The organism is Pseudoflavonifractor sp. MCC625, from assembly GCF_018784545.1.
Taxonomy (GTDB): Bacteria; Bacillota; Clostridia; order Oscillospirales; family Oscillospiraceae; genus Pseudoflavonifractor_A; species Pseudoflavonifractor_A gallinarum.
Genome location: NZ_WQOJ01000005.1, coordinates 219,529 through 237,450, shown reverse-complemented (window position 1 = coordinate 237,450; position 17,922 = coordinate 219,529). Strand labels below are relative to the sequence as shown.

Below are 17,922 nucleotides of genomic sequence, written 5' to 3'. Positions count from 1 at the left end.
GAAAAGAGAGAAATAGGTGTAGACCGAAGGAGGATGCGCGGAACAGGCCAGCCGAAGCCCATAGGCTCGCCTGCTCCGGGCGTCCCACTTGGGTGGGAGGGAGGAGGCCCCGGGCGGCGGAGGTCTCAGACCGCCGCCCGGGTTTCCCGCGCAGAGTTTGGAGAAAAGAGAGAGTAGGGAGAAAACAGAAGAAAATCAGGACTTGGCCAGCGCCTCACCCAGAGAGCGGCACTGGGCCAGAGCAGCCTCGTCGGGGGTCTCGTGGGCCATCAGGCCGTCCTGACAGAGCTGTGCGCCCGACTGGTCGGTGCGTTCCTGCCAGTCGCGCATCCACTGCCCGTCGCCCCAGCCATAGGAGCCGAAGAGGGCCACTGTTTTTCCGCTGAGTTTGGACTCCAGCTCGGTGAAGAAGGGCTCAAATTCGCTCTCCTCCAGCACCTCGGCCCCCATGGCGGGACAGCCCAGGGCCAGACGCTCATACTTGGCGGCGTCGGCGGCGGTCAGCTCGGAGACCTGGAAGAGGGATACATCCGCACCGGAATTCCGGGCGCCCTCGGCCACTGCCTGGGCCATGGCCTCCGTGTTGCCCGAACCGGTCCAGTAGATTACCGCGATTTGCATGTCAAAACGACCTCCTTTGATGTAAGCGTATCCTTATGCAGCCTGCGCTCGCTGTGTTTGCAGCAGCTCCAGCAGGGGGGTCCCGTCGGCCAGCCCCCGGCACAGCCGGTCCCGGCACCGGTCGAAGCGGGCAAAGCAGCCCCTGGCATAGGCCACGTCGCCGTAGACCTTCCAGTATCCGCTCATGCGGCAGCACTCGCCCCCCAGGGCCAGGAAGCCCAGCACATCCGCCAGCGGATAGCCCAGGAAGAACCCGATCTCGTGGGGGAAGCCCGCGCCGTGGGAGACCCGGCCCCGCAGCAGCTCCAGCTGCTCCGCCAGGGTTCCGCCGGCCGGGTAGCCGCAGCGCAGCAGGCACGCCCGCACCTGGACCGGAGCCAGGGCCTGGCGCAGCAGCGCCGGGCGAAAGACCAGCAGCAGCCACCGGCGGTCACACTGGCACAGGGGGAAGAGCCGGATGCCCAGGGGCTCCAGCCGCCGGCCGTAGCGGGCGAGCAGGGCAGGCAGATCCGGATACTCGCTCCGGGCCAGAGAGACCAGGTTGGCCGGCGCAGCGCCCGAGAGGGCGGGGGCACAGTGAAAGGCGAGGGCCCGTTCAAACGCAGCGGATTGAGGATGCATGGTAACACTCCTTTTTGATAGTTAGTTAATGCTAACTTAAAGGGAAAGAGAAGCGGGGGAATGGCCCCCGTCCAGGAACTTGTTAGTTAGCTAAGACTAACTACGTGTATGAGAATAGCACAGGGGAAGCGATCTGTCAAGGGTAATTTTTCAGTTTCTGCAAAAATCGCAGAAAAGATATTCTGTGTATCTCGTGCAAGGATGGGGGAGGGGGCGTGCAAATTGTGTGCAGTTCTCCGCCTTGCACCGGGGAGAAGGCAGGCTCTATAATAGTGTCTGCTGCATCGGGCGAAGGTCTCCCTCCAGACTCTGTCCGGTACCTGATTTGAGAGAGGATGACCCTATGAAACACGATTCCCAACGTACATCCGGGCGGGGCGGGGCCGGCCAGATCCTGGCCCTGACCTGGCCGATTTTTATTGAACTGCTCCTCCAGCTCATGGTGGGCAACGCCGACCAGATGATGGTGGGCTGGCACGATCCCAACGGGGTGGGGGCCATCGGAAACGCCAACCAGATCACCAATCTGCTGCTGCTGGTCTTTTCCGTGGTGTGTACCGCCTCCATGATCCTGATTTCCCAGTACATCGGCGCCCGGGACACCCGAAAGGTCAACCAGATCTACGCGGTCTCCCTGGCCGCCAATCTGGTTTTCGGGCTGGCGGTGAGCCTCTTCCTGCTGCTCTTCAGCCCCTGGGTCTTCCGGCTGATGGGGGTCCAGGCGGTCATGTTTGAAGAGGCCTGCCTCTATATGCGCATCATCGGCCTGGGCATGGTCTTTCAGGCGGTCTATCTGACCTTTACCGCCTTTTTCCGCAGCAGCCAGATGATGAAGGAGACCATGGCCGTCTCGGTGGTCATGAACTGTCTGAACATCGGCGGCAACGCGATCCTCATCAACGGCATCCCGGCGGTGGGGCTGCCCGCCCTGGGGGTGGCGGGGGCGGCCATCTCCAGCGGCATTTCCCGGGTCATGGGCGTGATCATCATCGCCACCCTCTTCCGCGTCCGCTTCGGACCGGTGCTCCGGCTGGAATATCTGCGGCCCTTCCCCCGGGAGGAGCTGCGGCGGCTGCTGCGCATCGGCATCCCCACCGGGGGCGAGTCGGTCTCTTACAACCTGTCCCAGATCGGGGTGCAGACCGTGTGCAATGTGTTCCCGGCCTTCGTGGTCAATACCCGGGTGTACGCCACCATGTTCGCCAACGTGACCTACCTCTTCGGCTCAGCCATGTCCCAGGCCTGCCAGGTGGTGGTGGCCCGGCTGATGGGCGGGGGAGAGATCGCCCGGACCGACCGGCAGGTCAAGACCACCGTGCTCATCTCCACGGGGGTGTCCACGGCGGTCTCGGTGGTGCTCTATGTCCTGTGCGAGCCGGTCTACCGCATCTTCACCTCGGACCCCCAGGTCCTGGCCCTGGCCAAGACCATCATGCTCATCGAGATCCCCCTGGAGGTGGGCCGGGCGGTCAACATGGTGATGGTGCGGGCCCTCCAGGCCTGCGGAGACATCCGCTTCCCGGTCACCATCTGTATCATCGCCGCGTGGATCGTGGGGGTGGGCGGAAGCTACCTCTTCGGCGTGGTGTGGGGGATGGGCCTGGCCGGGCTCTGGATCGCCATGGCGCTGGATGAGCTGATCCGGGCGGGGCTGTTCCTCTGGCGCTGGCACGGCAGGAGCTGGTGCCGCAAGCAGCTGCTGGAGCCGAACGACTAAAAAAGAAAGGCGGGGACGCTCTTCCGTTTGGGAGAGCGTCCCCGCCTGTTATTTTGTCCCGGCGGGCATCCAGATCAATAGATCCCCTTGCCGCCGTTCCACTTCCAGTCCCGGACCTCGGGCATGTCGATGCCGTTGGTGATGATGTACTGCTTGTGCTCCACCAGCTTGTCCTTCATGAGCTGGATGAGGAAGGAGCCCCGGTTGCCCAGCTGGGGCAGACGCTTGACCACGTCCTCCACCAGGTGGAAGCGGTCGATGTCGTTCTGGACCCGCATGTCAAAGGGCGTGGTGATGGTGCCCTCCTCCTTGTAGCCGCGCACGTGGAGGCGCTTGTTGTGGCGGCGGTAGGTGAGCTCGTGGATGAGGGTGGGGTAGCCGTGGAAGGCGAAGATGATGGGCTTGTCCACCGTGAAGAGGGCGTCGTAGTCCTCGGCGGTCAGGCCGTGGGGGTGCTCCGTATGGGGCTGGAGCTTCATCAGGTCCACCACGTTGATGACCCGGATCTTGAGCTCCGGGAGATACTTGTGCAGGATGGTGACGGCGGCCAGGGTCTCCAGCGTGGGGGTCTCGCCGCAGCAGGCCATGACCACGTCGGGCTCGCACCCCTGGTCGTTGGAGGCCCACTGCCAGATGCCGATGCCGTGGGTGCAGTGCTTGATGGCCTCGTCCATGGTGAGCCACTGGGGACGGGGGTGCTTGGAGGTGATCAGCACGTTCACATAGTTCCGGCTGCGGATGCAGTGGTCGAAGCAGGAGAGCAGGCAGTTCCCGTCCGGGGGGAGGTAGAGGCGCACCACGTCGGCCTTCTTGTTGGCCACGTGGTCCAGGAAGCCGGGGTCCTGGTGGGTGAAGCCGTTGTGGTCCTGCTGCCAGACGTTGGAGGAGAGGACGTAGTTGAGGGAGGCGATGTCCTGCCGCCAGGGGAGCTGGGCGCAGACCTTGAGCCACTTGGCGTGCTGGGCGAACATGGAGTCCACGATGCGGATGAAGGCCTCGTAGCTGTTAAAGATGCCGTGGCGGCCGGTGAGGAGGTAGCCCTCCAGCCAGCCCTGGCACATGTGCTCGGAGAGCATGGAGTCCATGATGCGCCCGTCGGGGGCCAGGTACTCATCCCGGTCGGTGCGCTCGGCGTTCCAGCAGCGGTTGGTCTCGTGGAACACGGCGCCCAGCCGGTTGGACATGGTCTCATCCGGGCCAAAGACCCGGAAGTTGCGGGCCTCGGCGTTGAGCTTGAGGATGTCCCGGACGAATTTGCCCAGCTCGGTCATGTCCTCGCCCTTGACCTCGCCGGGGGCGGGGACGTCCACGGCGTACTCCCGGAAATCGGGGATGCGCAGGTCCCGCAGGAGCAGTCCGCCGTTGGCGTGGGGGTTGGCGCCCATGCGCCGGTCCCCCTTGGGGGCCAGAGCCTGGAGCTCGGGGATGAGGGTGCCGTTGCGGTCGAAGAGCTCCTCGGGATGGTAGCTCTTGAGCCAGTTTTCCAGCAGCTTCAGGTGCTCCGGGTGGTCCTCGCCGATGGAGATGGGCACCTGATGGGCACGGAAGGTCCCCTCCACCCGCAGGCCGTCCACCTCCTTGGGGCCGGTCCAGCCATTGGGGGAGCGGAAGACGATCATGGGCCAGCGGGGACGGGTGGTGTCGCCGGTGGTGCGGGCGCTCTGCTGGATGCGGTCGATCTCCCGCACGGCCCAGTCCAGGGCGGCCGCCATCTGCTGGTGCATCTTGACCGGGTCGTCCCCCTCCACAAAGCGGGGGGTCCAGCCGCAGCCCTTGAAGAAATCCTCCACCTCTTCATGGGTGATGCGGGAGAAGATGGTGGGGTTGGAGATCTTGAAGCCGTTGAGGTGCAGGATGGGGAGCACCGCGCCGTCAATGACGGGGTTGAGGAACTTGTTGGAGTGCCAGGCGGTGGCCAGGGGGCCGGTCTCGGCCTCGCCGTCGCCCACCACGCAGGCGGCAATGAGGGTGGGGTTATCCAGCACCGCGCCGAAGGCATGGGCCAGGGAATAGCCCAGCTCGCCTCCCTCGTTGATGGAGCCGGGGGTCTCGGGAGCCACGTGGCTGGCGATGCCGCCGGGGAAGGAGAACTGCTTGAAGAGCTTCTTCATGCCCTCCAGATCCTGGCTGATGTTGGGATAGATCTCGCTGTAAGTACCCTCCAGATAGGTCTGGGCCACCATGGCGTTGCCCCCGTGGCCCGGGCCGGAGAGGTAGATCATGTTGAGGTCATACTTGGTGATGATGCGGTTCAGGTGGGTGTAGATGAAGTTCTGCCCAGGCACCGTACCCCAGTGGCCCACAATGGTCTTCTTGAGGTGCTCGCTTTGCAGGGGTTTCCGGAGCAGGGGGTTATCCAGCAGATAGAGCTGTCCGGCGGCCAGATAATTGGCGGCCCGCCAATAGGCGTCGATCTTACGCAGCATGTCGGGGGTGAGGGGCCCCTTCTTTGACATGCGGGTGGATGTTTTAGCAACAGCTTTTGCTGTGGTTGCTGCCTTTCGAGCCAAGATAACGACCTCCTTATTTCGCTTATTACGCTGTTATTATATGCTTAATTGAGAAAAAGTCAAGAAAAATGGATAAAGTTCACGATTTAAAGAGGGGAATGCGGGAGAAAGGACAGCAAAAGTGCCCATAGAGTGGGAAAAACGCCAATGTCATATAAAGACATATCCCCCTCCGCCCGGAGGGGCAGAGGGGGATGGATATCGTACAGACTTATACGCCGTAGCTGGGTTCCAGCGTGAAGCGGGACAGGGAGAAGGAGGCACCGTCATAGGTCACGTCGGCCAGGAGCCGGGCGAAGTAGAAGGGCTCCTCCTCGCCGGACAGGCGCAGGCCGATGCCGAAGACCGCGGTGATGCGTCCGTCCTCCTCCCGGAAATAGGTCTGCCCCTGGAAGGTAAGGGGCTGGGCCGGGTCGGGGTCGGGCAGATCCTCCAGATAGTAGAGGAGGGAGCTCTCCTCCGCGGTCAGGGACACCCCGCCCGAGATGGGGTCGAACTGATAGCCGACGGTGTCCTCCAGGGTGGACACCCAGTCCTCGGCCCGGAGGGCGGTGTCGGTCCAGCCGTCCTCCTCCGGGCGGTAGAGATGCAGCTCAAAGATGTGCTGGTCGGTGGTGTTTAAGGTCAGATAGTTGACGGCCAGCTCCGAGGAGCCGTCCCCGTCAAAGTCCGCCCACCACAGATCGGGGAGGCGGGGCGATTCGTCGGGGAGAAAGCGCTGGTCAAAGGGGAAGAGGTCCTCCTCCTGCCGGAGGATCACCCCGCCCCCCAGGCCCGGGTTGAGCCCGTAGAGGGTGAGTCCGGCCTCGGGGACCTGGCCCAGCAGGAGGGCGCCGGGGCCGTCCAGGGCGAGAAAGGTCTCCAGATCGGAGACGGCGCACCCGTCCAGGGTCTCCGCGGTCAGGGGAGCGTCCTGGGCTGGGGCGGACGGAGAGGACGCCGCCGGGAAGCTGCTCTGAGGGGTGGGCGCGGCGCAGGAGGTGAGCAGGAGCAGGGAGGCGCTCAGGCAGAGAAGGGAATGACGCAAGTACAAATCAACCTCACAATCCAAGAAGAGACAGGTGTTACGGCTGGCAGGAGATCGCGTCGATCTTGGTCTTGGAAAACCAGCGATACAGCACCAGCGCGCCGATACAGGGGAGGGCCTCGGCGATGACAAAGGCGTACCAGACCGCCCCTGCGCCCGCCGCAAGGCCCAGCAGGAGGGCCAGGGGGAAGATCAGGATGACCTGCCGCAGCAGGCTCAGGCCCAGGCTGAGGGAGGGCACGCCCAGGGCCTGGAAGGCCGAGCTGAGCAGGATGGAGATCCCGGCGGGGAGGAAGGAGAGGCACAGGATGCGCAGGGCGGGAATGCCGGCGGCCAGAGTGGCGGCGTCGGCGTCAAAGAAGCCCAGCAGCGCCCCGGGGAAGAGGAGGAAGACCGCCGTTCCCAGCAGCATGATACCTCCGCCGATCAGCAGGGCGAAATGGATGGCCTCCCGGATGCGGTCGGGGCGCTTGGCCCCGTAGTTGTAGCTGACGATGGGGGTGAGGCCGTTGTTCATGCCGAAGATGGGCATGAACACGAAGGACTGCACCTTGAAATAGGCCCCCATGATGAAGACGCCGGTATCCGAGAAGAGGGCCAGGATCTTGTTGGTTCCCAGGGTCATGATGGTGAAGAGGGACTGCATCACGATGGCGGGCAGTCCGATGCGGTAGATGTCGGCCACGATGGCCCCCTGGGGGCGGAAGCCCCGGAAGGAGACGTGGACGATGGGGCTGCGTGCCACCATGACCAGGCCGATGACCATGCCCACCACCTGGCCCAGACCGGTGGCGATGGCCGCGCCGGCCACCTCCAGACGGGGGAAGCCCAGCAGGCCAAAGATCAAAATGGGGTCCAGGATCAGATTGACGATGGCCCCCACGCCCTGGATCACCATGGGGCCGATGGAGTTGCCGCTGGCCTGGAGGACCCGCTCGGCGGCAAACTGCATGCAGGAACCCAGGGAGAACAGCACCACGATGCGCAGGTAAGTCACGCCGTACTCGATGACCCGGGGCACATCGGAGTAGAGCTCCATAAAGGGACGGGCAAAGAGCATGCCCAGGGTGAGAAAGACCACCCAGCACAGGAAGTAGAGGAAATAGCCGTGGCAGGCCACGGCGCTGGCCTCCTCGGGCCGCTTCTGGCCCAGACGGCGGGAGAGCATGGTGTTCACGCCCACGCCGGTACCGGCCTGGATGGCGGTGATCAGGCTCTGCACCGGAAAGACCAGGGAGAGGGCCACGAAGGCATCGCTGTTGAGCTGGGCCACAAACATGCTGTCCACCATGTTGTAGAGGGCCTGGACCAGCATGGAGAGCATCATGGGCCAGGACATGGTGAGCAGCAGGGGACGGACGGGCATGACGCCCATCTTGTTTTCGCTGGGAGACAAGGGGGAATCCTCCTTTCCATTGGGGGACAGATGGACAAAAACAGCGGGCTTTCCATGGGAAAACCCGCTGTCCGGCTTCTGTCACAGGCTGTGCGGGGGGACGACGGGGCAAAATCAGCACAGCCAGTATTTAAACTTACACGTTTATTATAAGGGAAAAGGAAGGAAAAGTCAACCGGGAAGGCCCCTTACAGGGTTCTGGTATACCGCAGGTCCACACAGATCATGTCGTGGGGGAAGGGGATGTCCTTGTGGGTGCCGTCCCAGGCGAAGCCGTGGCGGGCATAGAACCGGCGGGCCCGGGCGTTCTCCTCCAGCACCAGCACGAAGCAGGAGGCGAAACCGTCCGCCTTCAGGCGGCGGAGGGTCTCCTCCATCAGCATGGAGCCGTAGCCCCGGCCGATCTCGGCGGGCTCGGCATAGAAGGAGCACACCTCGCCCCAGCCGGAATAGGCCGCGTCTCTGGGCAGAGAGAGCCGGGCGGGGCCGTAATTGCAGCAGGCCACCGGGGTGTCTCCCCGGTAGAGGAGCAGTCCGTGGCACTTCCCGGTGCGGTGGTCCTCCCGAAAGATGGGGACCCAGTGGTCCTCGGTGATGACGTCCCGCAGGTAGTCCTCGGGGACATAGCCGGGGTAGGTGTCGTGCCAGCCCCGGGCATGGATGGCGCTCATGGCACGGAAGTGCTCCTCCGTGCAGGCGTCCACAAAGTGCAGCTCATCCATCTTAGGCCTCCACGGGTACCCGCTCTTCCCCGGCCGGGGCGTGAGAAGCCGAATCGGCCTCCTTGGCCAGGGCCCGGGCGTTGGCCAGCATGAGCTTGATGCGGTTCTCCTGGTTGATCTTGGTGGCGCCCGGGTCGTAGTCGATGGCCACGATGTTGGACAGGGGATAGTCGTCCTTCAGCTTGCGGATCATGCCCTTGCCCACGATGTGGTTGGGCAGGCATCCGAAGGGCTGGGTGCACACGATGTTGGGGGTGCCGGAGTGGATGAGCTCCAGCATCTCGGCGGTGAGGAGCCAGCCCTCGCCCATCTTGTTGCCCTCGCCCAGATAGCCCCGGATGAGGCGGCGCAGGTCGTCAAAGGTGCCCGGCGCCCGGAAGCCGCCCGCGCTCATGGCGGCGATCATGGCCCGCTGGCACTTCTTCACATAGTTCTCAAAGAGCTCGCACACCTTCTTCTTGATCCACTTGCCGCCGTAGAGGTCCACGTCCACCTCACGGTTGTTGATCTTGAAGATGATGAAGTCGGTGAGGCCGGGCACCACAGGCTCGGCCCCCTCGGAGAGGAGGAACTGCTCCAGATTGTTGTTGCCCAGGGGGGAGTACTTGATGTAGATCTCGCCGACCACGCCCACACGGACCTTGGGCTCCCCCTGGACGGGGATGTCCCGGAAGGTCTGGACGATCCACTTGAAGTTCTCGCACATCTGGGGGTAGGAGAGGCCCTTGCCCTGGTCCATGCCGTCCAGCAGGCGCTGCATACAGGACTCGATGGCCGCGTCGGTCTGCCCGGCGGTGACCTCGTAGGGGCGGACCTGGTTGGAGGTCTGCACGATGATGTCGCCGTACATCATGGCGAACACCGCCTTGCGGATGAAGGGGAGGGTCAGCTGGAAGCCGGGGTTCTTCTCCAGGCCGGAGAGGTTGACCGACACCACGGGGACGAACTCCAGCCCCGCCTTCTTGAGGGCCTTGCGCAGCAGATGGATGTAGTTGGAGGCCCGGCAGCCGCCGCCCGTCTGGGTGATGAGGAGGGCCACCTTGTGTACGTCGTACCGCCCGCTCTGGATGGCGTCGATGAGCTGGCCGATGACCAGGAGGGCGGGGTAGCAGGTGTCGTTGTGGACGTACTTCTGTCCGGCGTCCACGATGCTCTTGCCGGAGGTGTTGAGGGTCTCCACCTTGAAGCCCTCCCGCTCCAGCAGGCGGGCCATCATGCCGAAGTGGACGGGGAGCATCTGGGGCATGAGGAGGGTGTACTCCTCTTTCATCTCCTTGGTGAAGAGGAGCCGCCCGGTCTTATCGTATACTAATTCAGCCATAGCTTGCTTCCTTTCGATGGGGTGAGGTTCACTGCCGGGCCTTCCGGGCCTCGATGGCGGCCATCAGGGAACGGATGCGGATGGTCACAGCGCCCAGGTTGCTGATGTCGTCGATCTTGAGCTGGGTGTAGAGCTTGCCGCCCTCCTCCAGGATGTCCCGCAGCTCGTCGGTGGTGATGGCGTCGGTGCCGCAGCCGAAGGAGACCAGCTGGATGGCCTGCATGTCGTCCTGGGTGCACACATAGCGGGCGGCGTTGTACATCCGGCTCTGGAAGGTCCACTGGTTGAGCACCTTCCGGGGGGCGTAGCCCTCCAGATAGCTCAGAGCGTCCTCGGTGACCAGGACGAAGCCGAAGGAGGTGATGAGGTCGTTGATGCCGTGGTTGATCTCCGGGTCGATGTGGTAGGGGCGGCCGCACATGACCAGGATGGGCATGTCGTGGGCCCGGGCGTACTCGATGTACTCCTTGCCGGTCTCCCGCACCACGTCCAGGTAGTTCTCGTAGGCGGTGTAGGCCGCCTGGGCGGCCATGCGGGTCTCCCGCTTGGGGATCTGGAACTCCCGCTCCATGAGGGCGGAGATCCGCTTGATGAAGTCCTTGTGCCGCCACAGGCCCACATAGGGGTCCAGGAAGCGGGTCTTCTTCAGAGAGGGCACGTTGGCGGCCAGCAGCTCCGGGTAGTAGGCCACCACGGGGCAGTTGTAGTGGTTGTCGCCGATGCCCTCGTCGTTGTTGTAGGACATGCAGGGGTACCAGATGGCGTCCACCCCCTCCTCCACCAGGGCCTCCACATGGCCGTGGAGGAGCTTGGCGGGGTAGCACACCGTGTCCGAGGGGATGGTGCGCTGGCCCTTCAGGTAGAGCTTGCGGGAGGACTCGGGGGAGAGGACCACCTCAAAGTTCAGCTTGGTGAAGAAGGTGAACCAGAAGGGGAGGTTCTCGTACATATTCAGGCCGAAGGGGATGCCGATGCGGCCCCGGGAGCCGTCCCCCTCGCCCATGCCCTGGAGGGAGCGGAGCTTCTTGTACTTGAAATTCATCAGGTCGGGCAGCTGGGTCTTCTCCTTGCCCAGGGGGCGGGAGCAGCGGTTGCCCGAGATGAACTTGCGTCCGCCGTCAAACTGGTTGACGGTGAGGGAGCAGTGGTTGGTGCACAGGCCGCAGGTGACGGGCTTGGCGGTGTGGGTAAAGGACTCCAGATCCTCCCGGGTCAAGAGGGTGGAGCGCTCCAGATGGAGGTCCCGGGCGGCCAGGGCCGCGCCGAAGGCCCCCATGAGGCCCGCGATGGTGGGACGGGTCACGTCCCGGCCCAGCTCCTGCTCAAAGGCCCGGAGCACGGCGTCGTTCAGGAAGGTACCGCCCTGCACCACGATGTGGCGGCCCAGGTCGTCGGCCGAGGCGGCCCGGATGACCTTGTAGACCGCGTTCTTCACGATGGAGATGGACAGTCCCGCGCTGATGTCCTCCACGCTGGCGCCGTCCTTCTGTGCCTGTTTCACGGAGGAGTTCATGAACACGGTGCACCGGGAGCCCAGGTTCACCGGCCGGGGGGAGAAGAGCCCCAGCTTGGAGAAGGAGGCGATGTCATACCCCAGGGCCTTGGCGAAGGTCTCGATAAAGGAGCCGCAGCCGGAGGAGCAGGCCTCGTTGAGCATGATGGAGTCCACCGCGCCGTTGCGGATCTTGAAGCACTTCATGTCCTGGCCGCCGATGTCGATGATGAAGTCCACGTCGGGGTTGAAGTGGGCGGCGGCCTTGTAGTGGGCCACCGTCTCCACCAGGCCCAGGTCGCAGCGGAAGGCGTTCTGGATGAGGGCCTCGCCGTAGCCGGTGACCGCCGCGCCCTTGATCTGGATGCGGTCCCCGCACAGCTCGTAGAGCTTGCGCAGCTGCTCCAGCACGATGGCCACGGGGTTGCCCTGGTTGGAGTGGTAGTAGGTGTAGAGCAGTCCGCCGTCCGCCGTGATGAGGGTCATCTTGGTGGTGGTGGAGCCGGCGTCGATGCCCAGCCACGCGGGTCCGGCGTAGGTCTCCAGGTCGGCCTTGGGCGGGTGGTTGGCGTTGTGGCGCTCCAGGAAGGCGGCGTAGTCGGCCTCACTGGTGAAGAGGGGGGGCATGGTGTCCACGGTGGTCTTGGCGTCCACGCTCTCCTCCAGCAGCTTGAGGACCTCCTCAAAGGGGCGCTCCCGGTACTCGTCGGCACAGAGGGCCGCGCCGATGGCGGCGAAGCAGTCGCCGTCCTCGGGGAAGATGGCGTGCTCCCCGTCCAGGTGGAGGGTCTCCACAAAGCGCTCCCGCAGGCCCATGAGGAAGTGCAGGGGGCCGCCCAGGAAGACGATGGTCCCCTTGAGCTCCCGGCCCTGGGTCAGGCCGGCCACGGTCTGGTCCACGACGGCCTGGAAGATGGAGGCGGCCACGTCCTCCTTCCGCCCGCCCTGGTTGAGGATGGGCTGGATGTCGGTCTTGGCAAACACGCCGCAGCGGGAGGCGATGGGGTAGATCTTCTCATGCTGGAGGGAGAGCCGGTCCAGCTCGTCTGCGGTGACGTTCATCAGGGTGGCCATCTGGTCGATGAAGGCACCCGTTCCACCGGCACAGGAGCCGTTCATGCGCTCCTCCAGGGCGCCGCCGAAGAAGATGATCTTGGCGTCCTCGCCGCCCAGCTCGATGACGGCGTCGGTGGCGGGGTAGTACTCCCGGACGGCGGCGGCGGTGGCGTAGACCTCCTGCACGAAATCGATGTTGCTGGCCTTGGCCACGCCCAGGCCGGCCGAGCCGGTGATGACCAGCTTGACCTGCTGGCCCCGGAATCGATCCTCGATGGAGTGGAGGGTCTCGCAGGCCCGCTCGCGGGTCTTGGAGTAGTGCCGCTCATAAGAACGGAAGAGCAGTTTGTTGGATTCATCCAGCACCACGACCTTGACGGTGGTGGAGCCGATATCAATGCCGATGCGCAGGCTCATAGCCGAAATCTCCTTCATGTTCCCAGGGCCGGACCGGCCCCGCTCGGAAAATATGAAATACACGTAACTTACATAATAGTACAAAATTTTTCATTTTACAACCCCTAAAAGCGGGAATACAGGATGTTCCGGTGTTGGAAATGAATTTGGAATTGTGCAGGATAGACAAAGATAACCGGGTGGGAGAGGGGCTGGTCGACAAGGCGGCAAATCCGGACAGGCGTTTGGGTCCAGGGACATTTTTAATCCGATTTTAAAGAAGGGAGCCTTGTCTGTGGGCCGGGGATATTATATGATAGCACCGAACAACCACAGGACAGCGGGAGGAAACGAAATATGACGAAGGAAGCCTATTTGCAGGGGCTGTGGAATGCCCTGATCCTCCGGGTGGATCGGGCGGAGGCCGAGCGCCTGGTGACCTATTACGAGCGCACCCTGGCGGAAGCGGGGGCGGAGGGAGAGGCGCGCCTGATGGAGCAGTGGGGCACGCCGGAGGAGCTGGCGGCGCGGCTGTGCGGCGTGTCGGACCAGCGGCGCCGGCCGGACCGGCGGACCCGGTGGACGGTGGGCGCGGTGCTGTGCGTCCTGCTGGCGGCCTCCATCTACTCCGGGGCCCGGCAGATCTCCCGCTGGATGGACTGGGGCGCGCACCGGTCGGTGGACGTGGTGACAGAGGCCCAGACGGAGACCACGGTGCTCCTCCCGGGAGAGGGCGACCAGGCCCATGTCTATGAGTACACCCTCAATCCCCAGGAAGGGGTGGCCGTGTACGGAGACGCGCAGGAGTCGGGATGGGAAGGCAGCGTCTACGTAGACGAGGGTTCCGTGCAGATCCAGTTCAAATAAGAGCGGCCAATAAGAACGGCCCTCCGGCTTGTTGCCGGAGGGCCGTTTTCTGCGTGTGGGATATTATGCGGCAGGGATACCAAAGGCATCGAAGACCTTCCGGCTGCCACGGAAGACGTTCAGGTCAATGCGCTGCTCCCGGCCCTGATAGCCCTCCAGCCGGGCGGCGTGGCTGTACTGCCAGAAGTCCCAGTCGTGGAGCAGGGGGGCCACCAGGGGACTGCTGATCCAGAGGGGGTAGTCCTGATACTCCCGCCCGGAGAGGTAGAGCTGGTAGGAGCGGTAGGTGGCGTAGAGGATGGGCTTGACGCCGTAGTGCTCCTCCAGCGCCTCCAGGAGGGGGTCCAGAATGGCCTTGGTGGAAGCGGCGTCGGCCGGCTCATCCAGATAGGAGCCGTAAAACTCGATGTCCACCACCGGGGGGAGGGAGCCCGGCGTCACCGGCACGGTCTCGATGAAATTCTGGGCCTGGGTCTCGCCGGGGCTGTCGTAGCTGAAGAAATGGTAGGCCCCGGGGCGGATGCCGGCGGCCTGGGAGCCGCTCCAGTTCTCCGCAAAGCGCACGTCCTTCAGGCCGCTGCCCTCGGTGGCCTTGATGAAGGCGAAGTCCACCCCCTGCCCGGCCAGGGAGGTCCAGTCCACCTCCCCTTGGTAGGTGGACACATCCACGCCGAAGACCTGCCACTCGGGGGGATGGACCTCGTCCGGCAGGAGGATGTAGCCCCGCCAGCGGAGAAAGGCCAGGGTGAGCGCGGCCAGGGCGGCCAGAGCGGCCGCAATGAGAATGAGCCGCAGCAGGATACGAAAAACAGATTTCACAATGCGCACCGGAAAACGAGCCTCCTGTTCGGTTGGGTTGCTTGCGCTTCTCCCCTATCATAGCGGGCTGTGGTCCCGCAGACGGTCAATAAATGGTATTTCTGTGAGATTTGATGAAAAAGCCTCGCAGAGTTCCGCCGTCCGCAGACGGCGGAAGAGGATCAAATCGTGTTTTCCGGCGGCATGTACGTCGGAAAACACTCTGCTCAGGCTGCAAGTGTGCGAGCGTCAGCGAGTGCGCGCGGCGGACTGCATCCCCCTCGAAAAAATGCTTGCATTTTTGAGAAGCGCAGCGCGCTCCCTTTGGCAAGGGCCGGGGGATGGAATTTATTCCCGCTCAGGGGTGTAGCAGGTGAGCTCCTCCGCGATATAGTGTTCCCCGTAGAGGATGTCGTAGACCAGGGAGCGGTAGATGGAGACGGTCTCCGCGCTCTCCTCGGGCGGAGCGGCGTAGGCTGTCCCCGCGCCGTCCACGAAGAGCCGCTCCCGGTAGAGCAGCATGTCCTCACCGGCCTGGTCCACCCAGGTGAACCAGAGGGGCTTCCAGAGCCCCGCCCAGTCCAGGATCTGGGTTCCCATACCCGAGACGCTCACCAGGTCGGGGGCCTCCAGCTCCGCGCCGTAGTTGTTCCACACCACATAGGAGGTCTGGTGCATCCGGAAGAGCTCCTGGGTGTCCCAGTCCTCGGTGTTGGGGGAGGAGGAGTAGCCCAGCTTGGAGTAGATGGAGTCCGAAGTGCCCAGAGAGAGCCCGGGCAGGTGGTCCCCCAGGAAGACCAGGAGGACGGGCTCTCCGCAGTCCTCCAGGGCGTCCACCAGCTTGCCCAGCATGGCGTCGGCGTCGTGGAGACCGTGGATCAGGGAGTCCAGGGCCCCCAGGTCGGCGCCGGTCAGACTGGGACAGGTATAGTCTATCCCGGAGGGGGAGGAAAATTTCCCGTCGTAATAGGGCTGGTGGTTCTCCATGGTCAGACCGTAGAGGAAGAGGGGGGCGTCCCCCTTCTCCCCGAAGAGGGTAAGGAGCTGGTCGGCCAGGGTGTCGTCTGAGAGGTAGCCGCCCGCATACCGGGGCTCCACGGTGAAGTCCTCATCGTACACCAGCTGGTCGAAGCCGATGGCGGGCAGGTTGGAGGCGCGGTTGTAGAGGCTGTCGTTGTAGGAGTGCACCATGGCGGTCTCATAGCCCTGCCCTTCCAGGGCCTTGACCAGAGAGGGGAGACGGGCGTAGGCGGTGCGGTCGCTGAGGGTAGTGAGGCTCTCCGACGCGCCGGGGAAGGCGGAGGGGACGCCGGTGAAGAGCTCCATCTCCACATTCCCGGTGCCCCCCGCATAGGCGGAGGAGAGGAAGGTCCCCCCGGCAGCCTCCTGCTGGAGGGCGTGGAAGTTGGGGATGGGGTCCTCCGCAAAGGTGATGCCGGGGAGGGCGGTGATGTCGAAGAAGCTCTCCGACAGGATGAGGATGATGTTGGGCTGCTGGGCCTGGGGGTCGGCGGGCTCCTGGGCAGCCTCCAGCTGGAGGAGGATGCGGTTGAGGTTGTTCTCGGTGTAGGCGTCGGGGGCCTCCATGGCGCTCTCGCACAGGGCGCTGTACATGCCGGAGAGCAGGCCCAGGCGCTGGTTGCGCTCCCCCTGGCTCTCCCCCTCGGGGCCGGAGAGGAGGGCGCGGGAAGGGGGCATCCACAGGAGATTGCCCAGCAGGGAGAGGGTCAGGGCCAGGCAGCCCAGGCGGTGGGGGAGCCGGTTCCAGCGGGGGGAGGGCTCCCCCTTGGAGAAGAGAAAGGCCAGCACCAGCAGGAGGAGGGCAAGCCCGATCCCCTGCCAGGTGGCCGTACCCAGCTCCATCCCGGGACGGAGAAATCCGGCGATCTGCCCGGCCTGCCCGGTCATGGCCAGGTCGCTGGCCAGGATGGGGGCGCCGTTGAGGACCTCCTTCAAGTGGTTGGCGATGGAGAAGAGGAGCAGGGGCAGCGTGAGCATGGCCGCCGCCGCGAAGAAGCGCCGGGTCAGAAGCAGGAGCAGCTGCTGGAGCAAAAAGAGAAAGCAGTATGTAAAAAAGACGGCCTGCACATGGCTGTCCATCCAGGCCGCGGCCTCTGGTGCGCCCTGTAAGGTGATGAGCTGGCACAGGTAGAGGAGGAGCAGCGGGGCAAAGCCGATGACGGGAAGGCGGAGCCATGGATTGCGTCTCCACGGTCCCCGCCAGAAGCGGAGCATACGATCACGGGTCACGGGGCACATCCGATCCTTTCTGGCTGGAATATCGCGTTTGAGCAAGTATTTTCCCATTGTAGGCGGAGGAAATGGCATTTGTCAATGGCAAAGAGACACAAAAACAGAAAAAGCACCCAGAAACGCCCGAAAAAAGCCCCGGCCCGGTTTCCTGATCCGGGCCGGGGCAAACTGCGTCTCCGCAAGAAAAGACTGCATGTTTGAGAAGTGTTCAGCGGGACTGGTAATATTGGATCAGAGCCTGGGTCCCCTCGTTCTCCAAGCCGTCCTCCGCCATCTTCTCATAGAGGGCGCAGACGGTGTTGAGCATCTCCAGGTCCACGCCGCGGCTGCGGCACTCCTCCTGGACGATGCGCATGTCCTTGATGAAGTGCTTGATGAAAAAGCCGGGGGCGAAATCGCCCTTGAGCACCCGGGGGGCCATATTGGCGATCTGCCAGGAGCCCGCCGCTCCGCCGCCGATGGCCTGGAGCATGGCCTGGGGATCCAGCCCCACCTGCTGGGCGTAGACCAGCGCCTCGGTATAGGCGGCGGTGGCCCCTGCCACGGCGATCTGGTTGGCGGCCTTGGTGTGCTGTCCGGCCCCGGCGGGGCCCATGTAGTGGATGCTCTTGCCCATGCAGGCGAAGAAGGGGGCGGCCGCCTCAAAGTCGGCCTCGTCGCCCCCCACCATGATGGAGAGGGAGGCGTTGCGGGCGCCGCTGTCTCCGCCCGAGACCGGGGCGTCCAGCACGCGGATGCCCCGCTCCTTTCCCAGGGCGTGGAGCCGCTGGGCCAGCGCGGGGGAGGAGGTGGTCATGTCGATGGCCAGCGCGCCGGGCTTGGCGTGGGCAAAGATGCCCTCCGCGCCGGTAAAAACCTCCTCCACGTCGCGGGGATAGCCGACCATGACAAAGATGGCGTCGGCATCCTGGACCGCCTGGGCGATGGTGGAGCAGGGGGTCAGATGATACTGGGCCGCCACTTCAGAGAGGGTTTCAAAACGGCGGGTATAGACGGAAACGCTGTGTCCGTGGGCGGCCAGATGGCCGGCCATGGGGCGTCCCATCACACCGGCGCCGATCCATGCGATATGTGCCATAGGGAGGACCTCCTTGGATGAGTTTGTATTCAGTATAGTGCCTCCCG

The 17,922-nt window shown here is 64.1% G+C and carries 13 protein-coding genes; 2 read left to right on the top strand and 11 right to left on the bottom strand.

The features are described from left to right. Positions 1–195: 195 nt before the first annotated feature. Positions 196–621: a flavodoxin gene (locus GPK94_RS01645; RefSeq protein WP_186963727.1), complete on the bottom strand. Its 426-nt coding sequence runs from the start codon at positions 619–621 to the stop codon at positions 196–198. Between the two features lie 33 nt (positions 622–654). Next, a complete protein-coding gene (locus GPK94_RS01640; RefSeq protein ID WP_193538039.1) occupies positions 655–1,242 on the bottom strand; it encodes a DUF3793 family protein in 588 nt (195 codons plus the stop codon). 343 nt (positions 1,243–1,585) lie between these two features. Between GPK94_RS01640 and GPK94_RS01635 the strand changes: the two genes are divergently transcribed. After that, complete coding sequence (locus tag GPK94_RS01635; RefSeq protein ID WP_215654100.1) at positions 1,586–2,959, top strand: MATE family efflux transporter; 1,374 nt, start codon at positions 1,586–1,588, stop codon at positions 2,957–2,959. A gap of 74 nt (positions 2,960–3,033) precedes the next feature. On the opposite strand, the gene GPK94_RS01630 is transcribed toward GPK94_RS01635, so the two are convergent. The 6 genes from GPK94_RS01630 to GPK94_RS01605 all read right to left on the bottom strand — a co-directional run bounded on the left by GPK94_RS01630 (position 3,034) and on the right by GPK94_RS01605 (position 12,900). Continuing rightward, a complete protein-coding gene (locus GPK94_RS01630) occupies positions 3,034–5,415 on the bottom strand; it encodes a phosphoketolase family protein (protein ID WP_215654185.1) in 2,382 nt (793 codons plus the stop codon). Between the two features lie 265 nt (positions 5,416–5,680). After that, complete coding sequence (locus GPK94_RS01625) at positions 5,681–6,496, bottom strand: hypothetical protein (protein ID WP_215654098.1); 816 nt, start codon at positions 6,494–6,496, stop codon at positions 5,681–5,683. 37 nt (positions 6,497–6,533) lie between these two features. After that, positions 6,534–7,892 carry an MATE family efflux transporter gene (locus GPK94_RS01620; protein ID WP_235964289.1) on the bottom strand — a complete coding sequence of 453 codons (1,359 nt, stop codon included), beginning with the start codon at positions 7,890–7,892 and terminating at the stop codon, positions 6,534–6,536. A gap of 188 nt (positions 7,893–8,080) precedes the next feature. Then, positions 8,081–8,614, bottom strand: coding sequence for a GNAT family N-acetyltransferase (locus tag GPK94_RS01615; RefSeq protein WP_101692746.1), 534 nt, complete (start codon positions 8,612–8,614; stop codon positions 8,081–8,083). A 1-nt stretch (position 8,615) separates the two neighbouring features. Next, positions 8,616–9,935 (bottom strand): 2-hydroxyacyl-CoA dehydratase, encoded by a 1,320-nt coding sequence (locus GPK94_RS01610; RefSeq protein ID WP_101692747.1) that lies wholly within the window; start codon positions 9,933–9,935, stop codon positions 8,616–8,618. Between the two features lie 28 nt (positions 9,936–9,963). After that, on the bottom strand, positions 9,964–12,900 hold the full coding sequence (locus GPK94_RS01605) for an acyl-CoA dehydratase activase (RefSeq protein ID WP_215654096.1): 2,937 nt from the start codon (positions 12,898–12,900) through the stop codon (positions 9,964–9,966). A gap of 336 nt (positions 12,901–13,236) precedes the next feature. Here GPK94_RS01605 and GPK94_RS01600 point away from each other — a divergent pair, with 336 nt between their 5' ends. Beyond that, on the top strand, positions 13,237–13,746 hold the full coding sequence (locus GPK94_RS01600; RefSeq protein WP_215654094.1) for a hypothetical protein: 510 nt from the start codon (positions 13,237–13,239) through the stop codon (positions 13,744–13,746). A gap of 63 nt (positions 13,747–13,809) precedes the next feature. On the opposite strand, the gene GPK94_RS01595 is transcribed toward GPK94_RS01600, so the two are convergent. The 3 genes from GPK94_RS01595 to GPK94_RS01585 all read right to left on the bottom strand — a co-directional run bounded on the left by GPK94_RS01595 (position 13,810) and on the right by GPK94_RS01585 (position 17,875). Further along, a complete protein-coding gene (locus GPK94_RS01595) occupies positions 13,810–14,574 on the bottom strand; it encodes a GH25 family lysozyme (protein WP_346727968.1) in 765 nt (254 codons plus the stop codon). A 318-nt stretch (positions 14,575–14,892) separates the two neighbouring features. After that, the gene (locus GPK94_RS01590; RefSeq protein ID WP_215654092.1) at positions 14,893–16,794 is read right to left on the bottom strand and encodes an LTA synthase family protein; all 1,902 of its coding nucleotides are present in this window, start codon (positions 16,792–16,794) and stop codon (positions 14,893–14,895) included. Between the two features lie 211 nt (positions 16,795–17,005). Continuing rightward, positions 17,006–17,875, bottom strand: a complete 870-nt coding sequence (locus tag GPK94_RS01585; protein ID WP_186963722.1) for an NAD(P)-dependent oxidoreductase — start codon at positions 17,873–17,875, stop codon at positions 17,006–17,008. Positions 17,876–17,922: the final 47 nt, after the last annotated feature.

Excerpts from the sequence above, each read along its gene's own strand:
- GPK94_RS01605 (WP_215654096.1), bottom strand. The coding sequence starts at position 12,900 with ATGAGCCTGCGCATCGGCATTGATATCGGCTCCACCACCGTCAAGGTC.
- GPK94_RS01645 (WP_186963727.1), bottom strand. The coding sequence starts at position 621 with ATGCAAATCGCGGTAATCTACTGGACCGGTTCGGGCAACACGGAGGCC.
- GPK94_RS01610 (WP_101692747.1), bottom strand. The coding sequence starts at position 9,935 with ATGGCTGAATTAGTATACGATAAGACCGGGCGGCTCCTCTTCACCAAG.
- GPK94_RS01600 (WP_215654094.1), top strand. The coding sequence starts at position 13,237 with ATGACGAAGGAAGCCTATTTGCAGGGGCTGTGGAATGCCCTGATCCTC.
- GPK94_RS01615 (WP_101692746.1), bottom strand. The coding sequence starts at position 8,614 with ATGGATGAGCTGCACTTTGTGGACGCCTGCACGGAGGAGCACTTCCGT.
- GPK94_RS01635 (WP_215654100.1), top strand. The coding sequence starts at position 1,586 with ATGAAACACGATTCCCAACGTACATCCGGGCGGGGCGGGGCCGGCCAG.
- GPK94_RS01585 (WP_186963722.1), bottom strand. The coding sequence starts at position 17,875 with ATGGCACATATCGCATGGATCGGCGCCGGTGTGATGGGACGCCCCATG.
- GPK94_RS01630 (WP_215654185.1), bottom strand. The coding sequence starts at position 5,415 with ATGTCAAAGAAGGGGCCCCTCACCCCCGACATGCTGCGTAAGATCGAC.
- GPK94_RS01640 (WP_193538039.1), bottom strand. The coding sequence starts at position 1,242 with ATGCATCCTCAATCCGCTGCGTTTGAACGGGCCCTCGCCTTTCACTGT.